Annotated in this window: 16 protein-coding genes; 9 read left to right on the top strand and 7 right to left on the bottom strand. The window is 69.1% G+C overall.

The annotated features are described in order from the left end of the window. Positions 1 to 133: 133 nt before the first annotated feature. From gatC to MKP05_RS00530, 6 genes are all read left to right on the top strand, one after another. On the top strand, positions 134 to 421 hold the full coding sequence (gene gatC / locus MKP05_RS00555) for an Asp-tRNA(Asn)/Glu-tRNA(Gln) amidotransferase subunit GatC (RefSeq protein ID WP_110281877.1): 288 nt from the start codon (positions 134 to 136) through the stop codon (positions 419 to 421). Between the two features lie 50 nt (positions 422 to 471). Continuing rightward, positions 472 to 1,932 (top strand): Asp-tRNA(Asn)/Glu-tRNA(Gln) amidotransferase subunit GatA, encoded by a 1,461-nt coding sequence (gene gatA / locus MKP05_RS00550; protein ID WP_240566598.1) that lies wholly within the window; start codon positions 472 to 474, stop codon positions 1,930 to 1,932. Further along, a complete protein-coding gene (gatB, locus tag MKP05_RS00545) occupies positions 1,932 to 3,386 on the top strand; it encodes an Asp-tRNA(Asn)/Glu-tRNA(Gln) amidotransferase subunit GatB (protein WP_240566597.1) in 1,455 nt (484 codons plus the stop codon). Before gatA ends, gatB begins: the two co-directional genes overlap by 1 nt. A gap of 70 nt (positions 3,387 to 3,456) precedes the next feature. After that, the gene (locus MKP05_RS00540) at positions 3,457 to 4,008 is read left to right on the top strand and encodes a cupin domain-containing protein (RefSeq protein WP_110281880.1); all 552 of its coding nucleotides are present in this window, start codon (positions 3,457 to 3,459) and stop codon (positions 4,006 to 4,008) included. Between the two features lie 188 nt (positions 4,009 to 4,196). Beyond that, positions 4,197 to 4,670, top strand: a complete 474-nt coding sequence (locus MKP05_RS00535; protein WP_240566759.1) for a hypothetical protein — start codon at positions 4,197 to 4,199, stop codon at positions 4,668 to 4,670. A 145-nt stretch (positions 4,671 to 4,815) separates the two neighbouring features. Then, on the top strand, positions 4,816 to 5,664 hold the full coding sequence (locus tag MKP05_RS00530) for a helix-turn-helix transcriptional regulator (protein ID WP_240566596.1): 849 nt from the start codon (positions 4,816 to 4,818) through the stop codon (positions 5,662 to 5,664). Positions 5,665 to 5,682: 18 nt separating this feature from the next. Here MKP05_RS00530 and MKP05_RS00525 read toward each other — a convergent pair whose 3' ends face one another. Beyond that, positions 5,683 to 6,927, bottom strand: a complete 1,245-nt coding sequence (locus tag MKP05_RS00525; RefSeq protein ID WP_240566595.1) for a Zn-dependent hydrolase — start codon at positions 6,925 to 6,927, stop codon at positions 5,683 to 5,685. Positions 6,928 to 7,101: 174 nt separating this feature from the next. Here MKP05_RS00525 and MKP05_RS00520 point away from each other — a divergent pair, with 174 nt between their 5' ends. Continuing rightward, on the top strand, positions 7,102 to 8,526 hold the full coding sequence (locus MKP05_RS00520) for an aminotransferase (RefSeq protein WP_240566594.1): 1,425 nt from the start codon (positions 7,102 to 7,104) through the stop codon (positions 8,524 to 8,526). Positions 8,527 to 8,668: 142 nt separating this feature from the next. Continuing rightward, positions 8,669 to 9,793, top strand: a complete 1,125-nt coding sequence (gene aguA, locus MKP05_RS00515; RefSeq protein WP_240566593.1) for an agmatine deiminase — start codon at positions 8,669 to 8,671, stop codon at positions 9,791 to 9,793. A gap of 69 nt (positions 9,794 to 9,862) precedes the next feature. Here the strand turns inward: aguA and MKP05_RS00510 are convergent, their stop codons facing one another. The 3 genes from MKP05_RS00510 to MKP05_RS00500 are packed head-to-tail and all read right to left on the bottom strand — an operon-like array spanning position 9,863 to position 13,598. Continuing rightward, a complete protein-coding gene (locus tag MKP05_RS00510; protein ID WP_240566592.1) occupies positions 9,863 to 11,374 on the bottom strand; it encodes an aldehyde dehydrogenase in 1,512 nt (503 codons plus the stop codon). Beyond that, positions 11,371 to 12,789 carry an aspartate aminotransferase family protein gene (locus MKP05_RS00505; RefSeq protein WP_240566591.1) on the bottom strand — a complete coding sequence of 473 codons (1,419 nt, stop codon included), beginning with the start codon at positions 12,787 to 12,789 and terminating at the stop codon, positions 11,371 to 11,373. Before MKP05_RS00505 ends, MKP05_RS00510 begins: the two co-directional genes overlap by 4 nt. A 32-nt stretch (positions 12,790 to 12,821) precedes the next feature. Continuing rightward, positions 12,822 to 13,598: a gamma-glutamyl-gamma-aminobutyrate hydrolase family protein gene (locus MKP05_RS00500; protein WP_110281887.1), complete on the bottom strand. Its 777-nt coding sequence runs from the start codon at positions 13,596 to 13,598 to the stop codon at positions 12,822 to 12,824. Between the two features lie 260 nt (positions 13,599 to 13,858). Here MKP05_RS00500 and MKP05_RS00495 point away from each other — a divergent pair, with 260 nt between their 5' ends. Beyond that, entirely contained in the window at positions 13,859 to 15,235 is a 1,377-nt protein-coding gene (locus MKP05_RS00495) for a glutamine synthetase family protein (protein WP_240566590.1), read from the top strand. A gap of 140 nt (positions 15,236 to 15,375) precedes the next feature. Here the strand turns inward: MKP05_RS00495 and MKP05_RS00490 are convergent, their stop codons facing one another. The 3 genes from MKP05_RS00490 to MKP05_RS00480 form a co-directional block, all read right to left on the bottom strand. Continuing rightward, positions 15,376 to 16,014 (bottom strand): glycine zipper 2TM domain-containing protein, encoded by a 639-nt coding sequence (locus MKP05_RS00490; RefSeq protein WP_110281889.1) that lies wholly within the window; start codon positions 16,012 to 16,014, stop codon positions 15,376 to 15,378. Between the two features lie 314 nt (positions 16,015 to 16,328). Then, a complete protein-coding gene (locus MKP05_RS00485; RefSeq protein WP_240566589.1) occupies positions 16,329 to 17,243 on the bottom strand; it encodes a methylenetetrahydrofolate reductase in 915 nt (304 codons plus the stop codon). Positions 17,244 to 17,246: 3 nt separating this feature from the next. Next, positions 17,247 to 18,443 (bottom strand): glycine cleavage T C-terminal barrel domain-containing protein, encoded by a 1,197-nt coding sequence (locus MKP05_RS00480; protein WP_110281891.1) that lies wholly within the window; start codon positions 18,441 to 18,443, stop codon positions 17,247 to 17,249. Positions 18,444 to 18,491: the final 48 nt, after the last annotated feature.

Below are 18,491 nucleotides of genomic sequence, written 5' to 3'. Positions count from 1 at the left end.
GTATCACCGCGGCCCCCCAGCAGCAAGCGAAAGGCCCCGGCATGAGGCGCCCGCCGGAGCTGCCAGAGAGGCGCCGGATGTGGTACATTTTGCGGTCATTTCCATGACCCACCCCGTTCGAGGAACCCTGACCATGGCGCTTGAACACGCAGAGGTGATGCGGGCCGCCAGCCTGGCCCGGCTCGGCCTGAACGACGACGAGGCGGCGCGCTACGTGGACGACCTGGGTCGCATCCTGGCGATGGTCGACCAGTTGCAGAGCCTGGACACCGAAGGCGTCGCCCCCCTTGCCCACCCGCTGGACGCCACCCAGCGCCTGCGCGCCGACGAGGTGACCGAGACCAACCACCGCGACGACTTCCAACGCTGCGCCCCGGCGGTCGAGAAGGGCCTCTACCTGGTCCCCCGGGTGGTGGAATGACCCATCCGGCACCTTCCGTTCCCGGCAAGCTTTGACGGAGCCCTAGGCCCATGCATGACAAGACACTCAGCGAACTCGCCGTCGCCCTCGAGGCCGGCGAGTTCTCGAGCCGCGAGCTGACCGAGCACCTGCTCGCACGCATCGAGCGCCTCGACGGTGATCTCAACAGCTTTATCACCGTGACTGCCGAGCAGGCCCTGGCCGCCGCGGATGCTGCCGATGCCGCCCGCGCGGCGGGCAAGGCCGGCCCGCTCGACGGCCTGCCGCTGGCGCTCAAGGACATCTTCTGCACCCGCGGCGTCAAGACCAGCGCCGGCTCGAGGATGCTCGACAACTTCGTCGCCCCCTACGACGCCACCGTGGTCGAGAGGCTCAAGGCCGCCGGCACCGTGAGCCTGGGCAAGACCAACATGGACGAGTTCGCCATGGGCTCCTCCAACGAGAACAGCTTCCATGGCTCGGTGAAGAACCCCTGGGACCCCACCGCCGTGCCGGGGGGCTCCTCCGGCGGCAGCGCCGCCGCGGTGGCCGCCGGCCTGGTGCCCGCCGCCATGGGCACCGACACCGGCGGCTCGATCCGCCAGCCGGCGGCCTTCTGCGGCATCACCGGCCTCAAGCCCACCTATGGCCGGGTCTCGCGCTACGGCATCATCGCCTACGCCTCGAGCCTCGACCAGGCCGGCCCCATGGCGCGCACGGCCGAGGACTGCGCCCGGCTGCTGGGAGCCATCGCCGGCCATGACCTGCGCGACTCCACCAGCGTGGCCCGCGGCGTGCCCGACTACACCGCGGAGCTCGAGGCCCCCCTGACCGGGCTGAAGATCGGCCTGCCACGCGAATACTTCGGCGACGGACTCGACCCCGAGGTGGAAGCCGCGGTGCGCGAGGCGGTGAAGGTCTACGAGTCGCTGGGGGCCAGCGTGCGCGAGGTGAGCCTGCCGCACACCCACTATGCGATACCGGCCTATTACGTGATCGCCCCGGCCGAGGCCTCCTCCAACCTGTCGCGCTACGATGGGGTGCGCTTCGGCCACCGCTGCGACAACCCGCAGGATTTGATCGACCTCTACGAGCGGTCACGGGCCGAGGGCTTCGGCGAGGAGGTCAAGCGGCGTATCCTGATCGGTACCCACACCCTCTCCGAGGGCTTCTTCGACGCCTACTACAAGAAGGCCCAGCAGGTCCGCCGGCTGATCCGCCAGGACTTCCTCGATGCCTTCGAGGAGGTCGACGTGCTGATGGGCCCGGCCTCGCCGACCCCGGCCTTCGACCTGGGGGCCAACAAGGATCCGGTGTCGATGTACCTGCAGGACATCTACACCATCGCCGTCAACCTGGCCGGCCTCCCCGGCATCAGCGTGCCGGCCGGCTTCGTGGGGCGTCGCCCGGTGGGGCTGCAGATCCTGGGCACCCACTTCGCCGAGGCGCGCCTGCTTAACGTCGCCCACCGCTTCCAGCAGGCCACCGACTGGCACCGCCGCCGTCCGGCCATCGCCGAGGAGAATGTCTGATGCAATGGGAAACCGTGATCGGGCTGGAGGTCCACGTCCAGCTCGCCACCCGCTCCAAGATCTTCTCCGGCGCCTCCACCGCCTTCGGCGCCGAGCCCAACACCCAGGCCTGCGCCGTGGACCTGGGGCTGCCCGGCGTACTACCGGTGCTCAACGAGGCCGCCGTGGCCATGGCGGTGCAATTCGGCCTGGCGATCCACGCCGAGATCCCCGAGGTCTCGGTGTTCGACCGCAAGAACTACTTCTACCCGGACCTGCCCAAGGGCTACCAGACCAGCCAGATGTACCACCCCATCGTCGGCGCCGGCGAGGTGGAGATCACCCTCGACGACGGCAGCACCAAGCGCGTCCGGGTGCATCACGCCCACCTCGAGGAGGATGCCGGCAAGTCGCTGCACGAGGACTTCCACGGCATGACCGGGGTCGACCTCAATCGCGCCGGTACCCCGCTGCTGGAGATCGTCTCCGAGCCGGACCTGCGCTCCGCGAAGGAGGCCGCCGCCTACCTCAAGGCGATCCATTCCATCGTGACCTATCTGGGAATTTCCGACGGCAACATGGCCGAGGGCTCGATGCGCTGTGACGTCAACGTCTCGGTGCGCCCCAAGGGCCAGGCCGAGTTCGGCACCCGCGCCGAGATCAAGAACGTCAATTCCTTCCGCTTCGTCGAGCGCGCCATCGCCTTCGAGGTCGAGCGGCAGATCGAGCTGCTGGAGGACGGCGGCCAGGTGGTCCAGGAGACCCGCCTGTTCGACCCCGACCGCGACGAGACCCGCAGCATGCGCACCAAGGAGGAGGCCAACGACTACCGTTACTTCCCCTGCCCCGACCTGCTGCCGGTGGTGCTCGACCGGGCCTATGTCGACCACCTGCGCGAGACCCTGCCGGAGCTGCCCGCCGACAAGCGCGCCCGCTTCGAGAAGGAGTTGGGCCTCTCCGCCTACGACGCCGGGGTGCTCTCGGCGAGCCGCGAGATGGCCGAGTACTTCGAGCGGGTCAAGGACGTCTGCGGCGACGCCAAGCAGGCCGCCAACTGGGTCCAGGGCGAGCTCTCGGGCGCCCTGAACCGCGAGGGCCTGCCGATCCAGCACAGCCCCGTCTCGGCCGAGGCGCTCGGCGAACTGATCGCGCGGGTGATGGACGATACCATCAACGGCAAGGCGGCCAAGCAGGTCTTCCAGGCCCTGTGGAACGGCGAGGGGGCCAGCGCCGACGAGGTGATCGAGGCCAAGGGCCTCAAGCAGGTCACCGACACCGGCGCCATCGAGGCGATGATCGACCAGGTGATCGCCGACAGCCCCGCCCAGGTGGCCCAGTACCGCGACGCCGAGCCGGACAAGCGCGGCAAGATGATCGGCTACTTCGTCGGCCAGGTGATGAAGGCCTCCCGCGGCACCGCCAACCCCCAGCAGGTCAACGCGCTTCTCAAGGAGAAGCTCGACGCGCTCTGCTGAGACGCAACGGGAGGCTCGTCGTCCGGCGGCGCCCGGACGACGGCCACCGTCTGAACAAGAGGACATCCGGATGTCGGACGATGTGGGCGCCCGCCTGCGGGCCCTGCGCACCCTGCGCGGGATCTCCCAGCGCGAGCTGGCCAAGCGCTGTGGCGTCACCCACTCCAGCCTGTCGCTGATCGAGCAGGGCAAGGTCAGCCCCTCGGTCAGCTCGCTGAAGAAGATCCTCGACGCCATCCCCATGAGCGTCGGCGACTTCTTCACCATGGACCTGGAGAGCCGCCGGCAGGTGTTCTACTCGGCCGATGAACTGGCCGACGTGGGCAGCGGCGACGTGATCTACAAGCTGGTGGGCGCCAACCGCCACGACCGCGCCCTGTCGTTCATGATCGAAACCTACCCGGCCGGCGCCGACACCGGCCGCGAGATGATCACCCACCAGGGCGAGGAGGCCGGCGTGGTGCTGGAGGGCGAGATCGAGATCACCATCGGTGCCGACACCCGGCGACTCGGCCCCGGCGAGGCCTACTACTTCGAGACCAACGTCCCCCACCGCTTCCGCAACCCCGGCGAAATACCCTGTCGCCTGGTCAGCTGCACCACCCCGGCCCGGGCGTTCTGAGCCCCACCCTGCTCCAGTATCCGGGCGAGCAAAGTGGTCGCTTGCCTGCTGCCCGGTTATACCGCATCCTGCCAGCAGGGCCCGATCGACAAGAGGCCGGCTGCAGGTGGCTGAAGGGAAAGACGTTGTCGAGGGCAAGCTCATGCCCATGCAGCGGATGCAATGCCTTACCCGAAGGAGGACATGACATGAAGACACGAATCCTGATTCCCCTGGCCCTGGCCATCGCGCTGCTGCCCCTGGCCGTGATGGCCCAGGAAGCCGACGATGAGGTGGATGATGAGGTGGTCGTGGAGGAGAGCGAGCCCGCCACCACTCAGCAGGCTCAGGACAGCCTGGACGACGTACGGGAAGACGCCCCCGAAGCGGCCGTGTTCGGCCTCGACACCGCCCGCGAGGCGGTGACCGAGGGGGGTGTCGACGGCCAGGCCGTCAGCGACAACGCCAGCGAAGGCCGCAGCACCGAGGCCGGCGACCCGGCCGGCAGCATGGGCGCTACCGCGTCCGATGGCCGCAGCAGTGCCGGCGGCATGGGCGGCAGTAGTGCTGGAGGCATGGGCGGCGGTAACGCCGGCGGTGGTGCCGGCGGCGGCGGCGGCGGCGGCGGCGGCGGCGGTGGTGCCGGCGGCGGCGGCGGCGGTGCCGGCGGCGGCGGCAACTGATCGCCTGCTCACGTCCCCTAGCCATGACAAGGCCGGCTCCCTGGAGCCGGCCTTGTCGTTTCGGCTATCGCGACTCGGACGCCGGCTTGGTCATCGCCACCCCGTGAGGTATCGTCTGGCGACCGCCCCCCGTCACGAGTCACCCATGAAACACCCGCTGCCGCCCACCGGCGAGCTTGACCGCGACTTCCTTGCCGGCCGCGGCAGTGCCGGCTGGCACCGGCACCTGGCCGGCCTGATCCAGGCGGCAGCCAGCCGGGACTTCCCCGCCCGGCTGGAGCAGACCCTGAGAGCGCTGGTTCCCTTCGACACCATCCTGATCAACACCTACCACGGCCGCCAGCGGCCGCTGCTGATCCACGACGACTACCCGGCGGAGAGTCGCGCACAGGGCATCGACCGCTATCTCAGCGAGGCCTACCTGCTCGACCCCTTCTTCACCGCGGTGCGCGAGGGCCTCGACCAGGGCGCCCACCGGCTGCGGGAACTGGCGCCGGACCGCTTCGAGTCGAGCGACTACTATGCCCACTACTACCGTGCCCTGGGGCTGGTGGACGAGGTCGGGCTCTTCGCCCGGGTGACGCAGGACGTGGTGATGGTGGTATCGCTGGGCTTCCGGGCGGACATGCCGCTCAAGCGGCGGGCGCTGCAGGCACTGCGCAACGCCTCGCCGGTCATCGAGGCCCTGCTGATCGACTACTGGAAATGGCAGGGCGGGCACTTCCAGCAGCACCTGGAGGCACAGGCCCCGGTGGAGGCCGCCTTCGCCAGCTTCGGTGCCGGCGTGCTGACCGCCCGCGAGCAGGAGATCGTGCGCCTGCTGCTCGCCGGCCACTCCACCAAGTCGGCCGCCCGGGAGCTGGCCATCAGCGACGGCACCGTCAAGGTCCACCGCAAGCACATCTACCAGCGCCTCGAGGTCTCCAGCCAGTCGCAGCTGTTTCGGCTGTTCCTCGACCACGTGGCGCTGGTCTCGCGCCAGCGCAGCGGTTGAACTATTCAGCATCGCCCGTCAGCTGACGGCGCTGCGGTTGGCGCGCTCCAGCAAGGCCTCGCAGAGCACCTGGGCACCCAGGGCGCAGTGCTCCGGGGTGGCGTACTCCGCCTCGTTGTGGCTGATGCCATCGCGGCAGGGAATGAAGATCATCGAGGTCGGCGCCACCCGCGACACCTGGACGGCGTCGTGGCCGGCGCCGCTCACCATGCGCCGCCAGGGGACGCCCTGGGCACGGGTGGCCCGCTCCACGGCCGCGATGCAGCCGGCATCGAAGGCCACCACCGGCGAGGCCCAGATCCGCTCGCTCGCGGTCTCCACGCCGAAGGCCTCGGCGAGGGCGGCCAGCTCGCGCTCGAAACGGCTCTCCAGGGCGTCCAGCTCGCCCTCATCGACATGGCGCAGGTCGACGGTGAGGCGCACCTCGCCGGGAATGACGTTGCGCGAGGGGCTGTCGATCTCCAGGCAGCCCACGGTGACCCGGGTCGCGCCGCTGGTATCTGCCAGGGCATGGCCCTGCAGGCGGTCGATCAGTCGCGCCGCCGCGGCCAGGGCGTCGCGGCGATAGGCCATGGGGGTGGGGCCGGCATGGGCCGGCTGGCCGCGCAGGGTCAGGTCGAACCAGCGCATGCCCTGGACCCCGGTGACCACGCCGATGGCCTCGCCCTCCTCTTCCAGCACCGGGCCCTGCTCGATATGCAGCTCGAAGAAGCTCGCCAGGCGCGGCTCGCCCACCGGCATCTCGCCGGCGAAGCCGGTGGCCTCCAGGGCCTGGCCCAGGGTCACGCCGTCGCGATCCCGCCGCGACAGGGTGTAGGCCTCGCTGAACACCCCGGCATAGGCGCCGGAAGCCACCATGGCCGGGGCGAAGCGGCTGCCCTCCTCGTTGGTCCACACCACCAGTTCCAGGGGCCGCTCGGTGACCACACCCGCCTCGTGCAGGGTGCGAAACACCTCGAGGCCCGCCAGCACCCCGAGGATGCCATCGAAGCGCCCGCCCCTGGGCTGGGTGTCCAGGTGGCTGCCGGTGGCCACGGGGTCGAGGTCGTCACGCTTACCCGGGCGGCGGAGGAAGAGGTTGCCGACCCGGTCGACGCGCAGCGTGCAGCCGACCGCCTCGCACCACTCGATCAGCAGGCGCCGCCCGGCGGCATCCTCCTCGGTGAGCGCCAGTCGGCAGTTGCCGCCGTTCGCGGTGGGGCCGATCTCGGCCATGGCCATCAGGCTCTCCCAGAGCCGCTGGCCGTCGATGGAAACGCTCATTCAGGTTGCCTCCCTGTACTTGTGAAATGTGCTGGTTCGGTGAATCCGTGCCTCCACCCTAGGCCGGCCGATCGCGGTGCCGATATACCCCAATCAGGATATACCGGCGACTCCCTCACCCTGACTAGGCTGGCCCTGTCGGTCACCACGAGACACCGAGAGAGGAGCCACCCCATGACACCGACAGCGCCCCCCACCCGCCCCACCCAGCCGACGCGACACTACGATGCCCAGGCACTGTGGCAGAAGGACAAGGATCATTTCATCCACCCCTTCACCGACTTCAGCGTCTTCCACGACAAGGGCTGCGACCTGATCACCGACAGCGACGTCATCTACATCTCGGATGCCCATGGCAACCGTTTCATCGACGGCATCGCCGGCCTGTGGTGCGTCAACGTGGGCCACGGCCGCGCCGAGATCGGCCAGGCCATGGCCGAGCAGGCCACCCGCATGGCCTACTTCTCCACCTTCAACAACCTCTCCAACGCCCCGGCCGCGGAGCTGGCCGCCAAACTCGCCGCGCTGGCCCCGGCCCACCTCAACCACGTGTTCTACAGCTGCGGCGGCTCGGCGGCCAACGACGCCACCATCCGCCTGGTGCACTACGTCTTCAACCGCCTGGGCAAGCCCGACAAGAAGCGCATCCTGTCGCGCAACAACGCCTACCACGGCACCACCTACCTGGCCGCCAGCCTGACCGGCATCGAGTGCAACAACTGGGAGTTCGACACCCTCGATCACCTGGTCACCCATCTGAGCGAGGCCAATTGCTACCGTCGCCCCGAGGGCATGAGCGAAGCGGACTACTGCGATCATCTGGTACAGGAGCTCGAGGAGACCATCGCCGAGATCGGCGCCGACAATATCGCCGCCTTTATCGCCGAGCCGATCATGGGCGCCGGCGGCGTGCTGATGGCGCCGAAGGGCTACCACGCCCGCATCCAGGCGGTGTGTCGCGCCCACCAGATCCTCTATATCGCCGACGAGGTGGTCACCGGCTTCGGCCGCCTGGGCCACTTCTTCGCCTCCGAGGAAGTCTTCGACACCCGGCCGGACATCATCAACGTGGCCAAGGGGCTGTCGTCGGGCTATGCGCCCCTGGGCGCCACCCTGATCTCCGATGACCTCTTCGAGGTGCTGGGCACCCCCCAGCGCCAGGGCGGCGTGCTGAGCACCGGCTTCACCTACTCCGGTCACCCGGTGAGCTGCGCGGCGGCGCTCGCGAACATCGAGATCATGGAGCGCGAGGGGATCTGCGCGAACGTGCGCGAGGTGGGGCCCTACCTGGAGCAGAAGCTCAAGACCCTGGCGGGTCACGCCACTGTGGGAGACGTGCGGGGGAGCCACTTCATGCTGGCCATCGAGAACGTCGCCGACAAGGCCACCAAGGCACTGCTGCCGGTGGAGGCGCGGGTCGGCGACCGGGTCGCCGCCGAGGCCCAGAAGCGCGGCCTGATCATCCGTCCGGTGGGCCACCTCAATATCATCTCGCCGCCGCTGATCTGGGACCGCGAGGTGGTGGACAGGGTGGTGGCGATCCTCGACGAGGCCTACGCCGCCACCACGGCCTCTCTAAAGGCCGATGGCTTCCTGTAACCCGCCCCGGGCCGGGCGACCGGCCCCTAGAGACCACGACCACAACGATAATTGTGAGTCTGACCCAGCTCCCCTATGTGCTGATCGCCGCGGCCATCGCCGCCGCCGTCTTCCTGATGGTGGGCCACCTGTGAGAACGACCATGACACATCCCCTCGAGACCGATAACGTCGCCACGCCGGACGGGGCACCCACCCCCGCGGCCCTGGGCTTCGCCATGCCCGCCGAGTTCGCCCCCCACGATGCCTGCTGGATGCTGTGGCCCCAGCGGCCCGACACCTGGCGCTATGGTGCCAAGCCGGCCCAGCAGGCCTTCGTGGCGGTGGCCAGCGCCATCGCCGAGAGCGAGACGGTGTATGTCGGCGTCAACGACGACCAGTACGAGAACGCCCGTCACCAGCTGCCACCCCAGGTGCGGGTGGTGGAACTCTCCAGCAACGACGCCTGGATGCGCGACGTGGGCCCCACCTTCCTCACCCACCCGGATGGCCGCCTGGCCCTGGTCGACTGGGAGTTCAACGCCTGGGGCGGCCTCGACGGCGGGCTCTACTTCCCCTGGGACAAGGATCGCCGCATCCGCACCAAGATCGCCGAGATGCTCGGCATCCCGCTTTTCGAGGCGCCGGTGGTGCTCGAGGGCGGCGCCCTCCATGTGGACGGCGAGGGCACCCTGATCACCACTGCGGAGTGCCTGCTCAACGCCAACCGCAACCCCTCCCTCGACCGCGCGGAGATGGAGCGGATCCTGCGCGACACCCTGGGGGTGGAGAAGGTGATCTGGCTGCCCCGGGGCTGCCATCTCGACGAGACCGACGGCCACGTGGACAACCTCTGCTGCTTCGTCGCCCCCGGCGAGGTGGTCCTGACCTGGTGCGACGACGAGACCGACCCCCAGCATGCCATCTCCCGGGAGGCCCTCGAGGTTCTCGAGGCCAGCCGCGACGCCCACGGCCGGCGCCTGAGGGTGCACAAGCTGCCCCAGCCGGGGCCGCTGCATATCGCCGAGGACGAGGCCAGCGGCATCGACCGCCTCAGCCACTCGCACCCGCGTCGGCCCGGCGATCGCATGGCCGGCTCCTACGTCAACTTCTACATCGGCAACTCGGTGGTGGTGATGCCACTGCTCGACGCGGCCCATGACGAGACGGCCCGGGAGATCCTCCAGGGGCTCTTCCCCGGGCGCCGGGTGATCGGCGTGCCGGCCCGCGAGATCCTGCTCGGCGGCGGCAACATCCACTGCATCACCCAGCAACAGCCGCGGCCCTGAGGCGAGCCGCCAGGACGACGACGCCGGCCTCGAGGGCCGGCGTCGTCGTTCTGCTCACGATACCCGAGCTCAGGTCGACAGCGCTATCCAGACGCTCTTGAGCTCCGAGTACTCCTCGAGGGAGTGGTGGGACTTGTCACGGCCGTTGCCCGACTGCTTGACGCCGCCGAAGGGCACCGTCTGGTCGCCGCCGGCCCAGTTGTTGACGAACACCTGCCCCGACTGCAGCCGGCGCGTCACCCGCATGATGCGATCGATGTCCTGGCTCCACAGCCCCGCCGCCAGGCCATAGACGCTGTCGTTGGCCATGGCCACGGCCTCTTCCTCGCTGTCGAAACCGAATACCGAGAGCACCGGGCCGAAGATCTCCTCGCGGCCGATGGTCATGGCCGGCGTCACGCCGTCGAACACCGTGGGCGGGATAAAGAGCCCCTGGCCCTCGATGGCCTGGCCGCCGGCGCATAGCCTGGCGCCCTCCTCCACCCCCTGGCGGATATAGTCGAGGATGCGCCGGTGCTGGGCCTCGTCGACGATGGCGCCCATGAAACTGGCCGGGTCGAGCGGGTCGCCGGGCTGCATGCTCTCGGCGCAAGACAGGACCCTCTCGACGAAGGCCTCGCGGATCGCGTTCTCCACCAGCAACCGGGAGCCGGCGATGCACACCTCGCCCTGGTTGTGGAAGATGGCCGCGGCGGCATGGCGGGCGACCCTGTCGAGATCCCTGCAGTCGGCGAAGATAATATTCGGGCTCTTGCCGCCGCACTCGAGATAGACCCGCTTCAGGTTCGACTGGCCGGCGTACTGCATCAGCTGCTTGCCGGTGCCGGTGGAGCCGGTGAAGGCCAGGCAGTCGACCTCCATGGAGAGTGCCAGCGCCTTGCCCACGGTGTGGCCGAAGCCGGGCAGTACCTGGAAGACGCCGCGGGGAATGCCGGCCTCGCGGGCCAGCTGCGCCAACCGCAGCGCCGAGAGCGGCGACTTCTCCGAGGGCTTGAGGATCACGCTGTTGCCGGCGGCCAGCGCCGGGGCGATCTTCCAGGCGGTCATCATCAGCGGGAAGTTCCACGGCACGATGGAGGCCACCACCCCCAGGGGCTCGCGCAACACCAGCGCCAGGCTCTCCTCGCCGGTGGGCGCCACCTCGCCGTAGAGCTTGTCGATGGACTCGGCGTTGTAGCGCAGGCAGGCGATGGCGCCGGCGGTGTCGCCCAGCGAACTCGATACCGGCTTGCCCATGTCGAGGGTATCGAGCAGCGCCAGCTCGTGCCTGTGCGTCTCCATCAACTCGGCGAGCCGGAGCATGACCCTCTTGCGCTTGCCCGGCGCCAGCCGCGACCAGTCGCCCCGCGCGAAGGCCGCCCGGGCATGCCCCACGGCGAGCTCGGCGTCGGCGGCGTCGCAGCTGGCGATGCGGGCCAGGGTCTCGCCGGTGGCGGGATTGAGGGTGTCGAAGGTCTCGCCGCTTGCCGCGCCAACGAAGGCGTCGTCGATAAAGGCGCGGCTCTCCAGCGTCAGGGGCTGTGTCAAGGACTGTGCCAGGGCGTGCCAGTCGTCACGGGTCTTGGGGGCCTCGATGCTCATGCGGTGGACTCCTCGGAAACGGGTTGGCGAAACTCGGCCAGGCGGGCCGCGGTCGCGTCCAGGGCCGCGCGGGCCAGGCGCACCAGCTCATCGATCTCGCCACGGGTGATCACCAGCGGCGGCGAGATGATCATGGTATCACCCACCGAACGCATCACCAGGCCCAGCTCGAAGCAGATGTCACGGCACAGGTTGCCGGCGCCCAGCGACTTGTCGAAACGCCCGCCGCCGGCCTTGTCGGCCACCAGCTCCAGCGCCCCGACCAGCCCCAGCGAGCGGGCCTCGCCGACGATGGGGTGGTCGGCCAGCTCCGCCCAACGGCGGGACAGATAGGGGCCGAGATCATCGCGCACCCGCTCGACGATGCCCTCGGCGTCCATCAGCTCGAGGTTCTTCAACGCCACCGCGGCACAGGCCGGATGGCCGGAGTAGGTGAAGCCGTGGAAGAACTCGCCGCCCTCCTCGATCAGGGTATCGGCGACCCGGTCGCCCACCAGCACCCCGCCGATGGGCAGGTAGCCCGACGACAGCCCCTTGGCGATGGGCATCAGGTCGGGCTTGAGGTCGTAATGCATGCTGCCGAACCACTCGCCCAGCCGGCCGAAGCCGCAGATCACCTCGTCGACCACCAACAGGATGTCGTACTTCGCCAGCACCGCCTTCACCGCCGGCCAGTAGCTGGCCGGCGGGATGATGGCGCCGCCGGCCCCCTGCACCGGTTCGGCGAGGAAGGCGGCGACGTTCTCCTCGCCGAGCTCGAGGATCCGCGCCTCGAGGGCCTCGGCGCAGGCGAGGCCGAAGGCGTCGGGGCCCTGGTCGCGGTCTTCACCAAACCGCCCTTCACCAAACCAATAGGGCTGGCGCACATGGGCGATCTTCGGCACCGGCGGGCCGCCCTGGGCGTGCATGGGCGCCATGCCGCCGAGACTCATGCCGGCCAGGGTGGAGCCGTGGTAGCCGTTCTCGCGGGCGATGATCCACTGCTTCTGCGGCTTGCCCTCGAGCGCCCAGTAGCGGCGCACCATGCGCAGCATGGTGTCGTTGGCCTCGGACCCCGAGCCGGTGAAGAACACATGATTGATATGCGCGGGGGCGAGGTCACACAGCTTCGCGGCCAGCCTGACCGCCGGCGGGTGGGTGGTCTTGAAGAAGTTGTTGTAGTAGGGCAGCTGCTGCAGCTGGGCGGTGGCGGCGTCCACCAGCTCCTGGCGGCCATAGCCGAGGTTGACGCACCACAGGCCGGCCATGGCGTCGAGGATGCGATGCCCCTCGCTGTCATGGATATAAACCCCCTCGGCGCGGGTGATGATGCGGCTCCCCTCCTCGCCCAGGGCCTTGAAGTCGGTGAAGGGATGCAGGTGGTGGGCGCGGTCCAGCGCCTGATACTCATGGGTGTGAACGTCGGGGGTCTGCATGGATGGAATCTCCGCAACGGGGTCGGTGGCCATCAGGCCGAGAGCGGGTCACGGGTCGGGGCAGCGGCGCGGCTCGACCGCCGCTGGCGACAGGCGCCGGCGAAGGCGTCGAACAGGGCGTGGTAGAGCGGATGCTCGCGGGGTCGCCACTCCGGGTGCCACTGCACGGCCAGGGCAAAGGCCGGCGCGCCGGCCACCGATACCGCCTCGATCAGGCCGTCGGGGGCCGTGGCCTCGGCGACGAGCCCCGGCCCCAGCTCGGCGATGCCCTGCTGGTGCAGGGAGTTGACCCGGGCGCCCGGCCGGGGATAGAGCGCCGCGAGGACGCCCCCGGGCAGGATCGTCAGGTCGTGGGCCGGAGCATAGCGGGCCTCGCGATCACCCGCCGGCTCGCGATGGTCGAGCAGGCCGGGCACCCCCTGCACCGCCTGGTGCAGGGTGCCGCCGAAGGCCACGTTGATCTCCTGGAAGCCGCGGCAGATGCCCAGCAGCGGCAGGCCGAGGTCCAGGGCGGCGGGAATGCACGCCAGCGCCACGGCATCGCGATGGGGGTCGTCGCGGGTATTCTCGGGGGCACGCTCGGCGCCGTAGCGCCGCGGCGCCACGTTGCTGTAACTGCCGGTCAGCAGCAGGCCGTCGAGATGGGCCAGCAGGTCGCCCTCCACGGCCTCCTCCCAGACCGGCAGGATCACCGGTGCCAGACCATAGTCGCGCAAGGCACTCAGGTACTTGTCGGTGACCATGTGGGCGGGGTGCCCCTCCACCTCACGGCGACAGGCGATCACGCCCACCAGGGGTCGGGTCTGCATCGCAGCCTCCTCGAAACACTCATGATGCGGGTTGTTATACTTTACTCAACATACCGCCGTTGATTTCCCTTGCCAACACACTGTTGATGAGGCCTCGAGCTTTTCGAGGTTAAGCAACTGATATAAAAATAAATAAAAAAGATTTATGAGGTGAAATCCTGGCGAGACCCCACCACATCGTTGTAAAGGATTTGACAACACCAGCTCTCTGCCGGAAAGATACCCCCATCAACAACGAACCAGACTCCACAGGTGACACCATGTCGTCCTTACCCGTCGATGAAGCTCGCGACTTTCTCGAACGCCACCCCGATATCGACAGCATCGACCTGCTGATCAGCGACCTCAACGGCGTGATGCGCGGCAAGCGCATTCCCCGCGACAACCTGGAGAAGGCGTGTCGTGACGGCGTCAACCTGCCGGCCTCGGTCTTCGCGCTGGATATCAACGGCAACACCATCGAGGAGACCGGCCTGGGACTCGCCACCGGCGACGGCGACCGGGTCTGCCGGCCGGTTTCCGGCACCCTGGTGCCGAGCCCCTGGCTGCGGCGGGGTCGCCAGGCGCAGCTGCTGATGACCATGGTCGAGGCCGACGAGACGCCCTTCTTCGCCGACCCCCGCCAGGTGCTCGTCCGGGTGCTGCAACGCCTGCGCCGCGCCGGCCTGACCCCGGTGGTCGCCGTGGAGCTGGAGTTCTACCTGATCGACCGGGCCCGCACCGCCGAAGGGTTGATCCAGCCGCCGTGCTCGCCGGGCAGCGGCGAACGGGCGACCCAGAGCCAGCTCTACTCGATGCTCGAGCTCGACGAGTACGCCGACTTCCTCGAGGACATCCAGGCCGCGGCGCTCGCCCAGGGGCTGCCCCTGGACACGGCCCTCAAGGAGTGCGCCCCGGGGCAGTTCGAGGTCAACCTGGTCCACTGCGACGATGCCCTGGCGGCCTGCGACAGCGCCGTGCTGCTCAAGCGGCTGATCAAGGGCGTGGCGCTGACCCACGGCTTCGAGGCCACCTTCATGGCCAAGCCCTATGGCCTGGAAGCCGGCAACGGTACCCATGTGCACATCAGCCTGCTGGACGAGTCGGAGGCGAACGTCTTCGCCGCCGAGGATGGCGACCCCCTGGGCACGCCCCGGTTGCGCCAGGCGATCGCCGGCCTGCTGGCGCTGATGCCGCCCTCCATGGCGATCTGCGCGCCCAACCTCAACTCCTTCCGCCGCTTTCAACCCGGGCTCTATGTGCCCATGGCACCCACCTGGGGCTACGACAACCGCTCGGTGGCCCTGCGCATTCCCTCGGGCCCCAATGCGGCACGGCGCATCGAGCATCGCGTCGCCGGTGCGGACGCCAATCCCTACCTGCTGATGGCCACGCTGCTGGCGGGCATCACCTACGGCCTGGAGCAGCGCCTGTCGCCGCCCCCGGCCGTCAGCGGCAACGCCTACGAGCAGTTCGAGCCAAGCCTGACCAACAGCTGGCACCAGGCCCTCGCCCTGCTCGAGGCCGACGAGGTACTGGGCGAGGCGCTGGGCCACGACTTCCTCCGGGTATTCGTGGCCAACCGGCGCGCCGAGCGCGCCCAGGCCATGCAGGAGGTCAGCCACCTGGAGTACGCCTGGTACCTGCGTCACGTCTGAGCGCCGTCACCGAGGCACGCCGATGCCCCGCGGGAAGCGCACCCGCCGGCCACGGCCCCCTGATCCTTCACGCCCTCCCCTGACGCCAGCGGGGCCGCTCGATGAGCGGCCCCGCTGGCGTCGAAGATACACGTCCAAAATCAGGCGTCGTTGTCGCCCTGCACCACCACCTGCCACTGCGGCTGCCCTTCCTCGAGCAGCACCCGGTCGCCCTGGGGCGGGCTGTCCAGACGGCTGGTCTGGATCACCTCGCCATGCTGCCAGGTGACCTCGTAGCCCTCGGTTTCCTGATGAGTATCCACCACCGTCTGGCACTGCCGCTCGGTGACGCTCTGGGTCTGCATCTGGATCTGGGTCTGGGGCTGAGCCGCCTGGGCATGCTGACGGGCCTCGACGCGGTTCTGCACCTCGCGGCCGGCCAGGCCACCGCCCACGGCGCCGGCCACGGTGGCGATCTTCTTGCCACTGCCGCCGCCGATCTGGTTGCCGAGCAGGCCACCGACAATGGCCCCGGCCGCGGTCCCGACGATCCGGTGCGGATCGCGGCTACCGGCCGCCTGGCTGGACTGAGCGACGGGCACCTCCACGGGCACCTCCCGGTTCACCACCACGTCCTCGCACACCTCGCGGGGCGTCTCCACGGTGCGGGTCAGCGCCTCGACGCCGACGATCTCGGCGTACTGCGGCCCGCTCTCCTGCTGCACCTGCCAGGTGCCGAAGGCGAGGCCGCCCAGGCCCAGCACGGCCAGCGTGGTACCGACCATGATCGACTTGCTCATCTGTCACCTCCTTGGGGGGCGCTCGGGCGCCTCTTGCGATGATGGAACATCGGCTCCGGGAGATGCGTGACACGGGAAGGGTTGCGATATCGGGTGGCGCTTCCTGCGCCTCCTCGAAGCGATGCCCTGAGTATATGCCCCCCAGGGGGACGACGACAGCAGGCGAAGGCGACTTCCATATTCTCTGACCAGCCGTCGGCGAACGACGACAGTCCTGATGCCCGAGTGGGCCCGGCCGCCCGCCGTCACCCACCGGGGACAACCAGGAGACGAGGGCGGGCCGAGTGGGTACCGCCCTCGCCCGACACGACGGCTCAGCCGGGCTGCTCGACGGTGGCGGCCTCCGACATCTCCGGCCCCTCGAGCCCGTGCCGCCGACAGTGCGCGGCGTGATGCGCGGCCAGCCAGGCACGGGTGGCGGCCGCCTGATTGAAGGTGTAGACATGCAGGCCGGCGATTCCGCCGTCGCCCAGGGCCGGGAACAACCCCTGCAGCAGGTCGTCGGGACGATAGAGGTCGGACTGCAGCAGGCGCCCGACCAGCCCCTTGCGGCGGCTCAGCACCCGGGTCGAGGCGCCCAGGCCGAGGCGCATGGCCACCGACAGCAGCCGGGTGCGGTCCAGCACGCCGGGGATCCCCGCATAGACCGGCAGTGTCATGCCGGACCGGCGCTGCCGTTCGAGCCAGGCCAGCACCGTCGAGGGCTCGAAGCACATCTGCGTGACGACGTAATCGGCCAGCGCCGCCTTGGCGTCGAGGACCCGCTGCAGGTCAGGGTCATCGAAGCGGTGATGGCCCTCGGGATAGGCGGGTACCCCGAGGCGGGCCGGCCGCGGCGACATGGCCGCCATGGCCTCGAGGAGCTCCACCCCGCCGGGATACTCCCCCGCGGGGCGGTCGGCGTCACCGCCCACCACGAAGCAGTCGTCGATGCCGGCGGCCAGCATGCGCTCCACCAGCCGTCGCAGATGGGCCGGGTCGCGGACCAGGCGAGCGGCGATATGGGGCACCGCCTGGAAGCCTGCCCCCACCAGCCACTCGGCCGCCTCCAGTGTCCGCTCGAGGCCGTGCCGTGGCGAGCAGGTCATGGTGACCACTGCGCCGGGTGGCAGGCTCCGGGCCGCCTCCTGCATGCCCTTGAGCGGCAGCAGCTCGTAGCGGGGGGCGGCCAGGGCCGCACAGCTCCTGCCGATTTCCTCGGCAGTGGTCAACCGCATCAGGTCATTCATGGCTCAGCCCTTGGGGATTTCCTTGCGTGGATCATGGAACGGCTTCGGCACCACCACGGCGTCCTGCATCCCGGTATTGGCTTCGATACGCAGCGGCGTGCCGAGCTCGGCTTGGGCCGTCGGCACCATGGCATAGCCGATATTGCGATCCTGGCGCGGCGAGTGGGTGGCCGAGGTCACCTTGCCGATGCGCTCGCCGGCGGTGTCATACACGGGGAAGACGTCGATCATCGAACCGTCGGTGAAGTAGCCGACGCTCGGCCCCTCGATCTCCACGCCCACCAGCTTGCGCGACACCCCCTCGGCCTTGATGCGCTCCAGCGCCGCGCGGCCGATGAAGTCGTCGTCGCCGCGCAGGTCGACCATCCAGTCGTAGCCCATGCCCACCTCGAAGGGGTTGGTGTCGTACCAGATGTCGCAGCCGAAGGCGAGGATCCCCCCCTCGATGCGGCGGATATGGCAGGGGCCGATGACCTGCATCTGATGGGGTCGCCCGGCCTCGAAGACCCGCTGCCAGAGGCGTTCGCCGTGACGGGTCGCATCGCGGAGGTAGATCTCGTAGCCGATCTCGCCGGAATAGCCGGTGCGTGAGACCACCACCGACATGTCGTCGAGCGCCGCCTCCATGAGGTGGTAATAGGGGATCTCCAGCACCCGTTCGCCGAACAGGTCGAGCATGACCTGCTTGGCCTTGGGCCCCTGGACCTGCACCGGCGCCACGTCCACCTCCCGGATGGTGACGTCCATGCCCGCGTGGTAGGCCAGCCCCTGGCACCACAGCAGCACATCGCTGTCGGCCAGCGACAGCCAGAAACGGTTCTCCTCGATGCGCAGCAGCACCGGGTCGTTGATGATGCCGCCGTCGGGGGCGGTGACGAAGACGTACTTGCACTGCCCCACCTGGCACTGGCGCATGTCGCGGGGCACCAGCATCTGGGTGAAGGCGAAGGCGTCCGTACCGCTGATCTCGATCTGGCGCTCCACGCCCACGTCCCAGAGGGTGACGCCCTGCACCAGGGCCCAGTACTCGTCCACCGGATCGGTATACAACCGCGGGTGATAGTGATGGTTGTAGACGCTGTACTTGCGCACCCCGTGACGACGGGAAGCATAGAAGAACGGCGACTTGCGGATCCGGGGATAGAGCAGGATCTCCGGTGCCGCCTGGCGGTGCTCGATGCTTTCGATGACCTGGGACATGATCATGTCTCCTTTCCGTTCCTGACCCGTACCGATTGGTCGCGGAGG

Origin of the sequence: Halomonas flagellata, assembly GCF_022487945.1 — a bacterium.
GTDB classification, from domain to species: domain Bacteria; phylum Pseudomonadota; class Gammaproteobacteria; order Pseudomonadales; family Halomonadaceae; genus Halomonas; species Halomonas flagellata.
The sequence above is the reverse complement of the archived record's forward strand: the minus strand, read 5'-3'. Positions and strand labels throughout refer to the sequence as shown.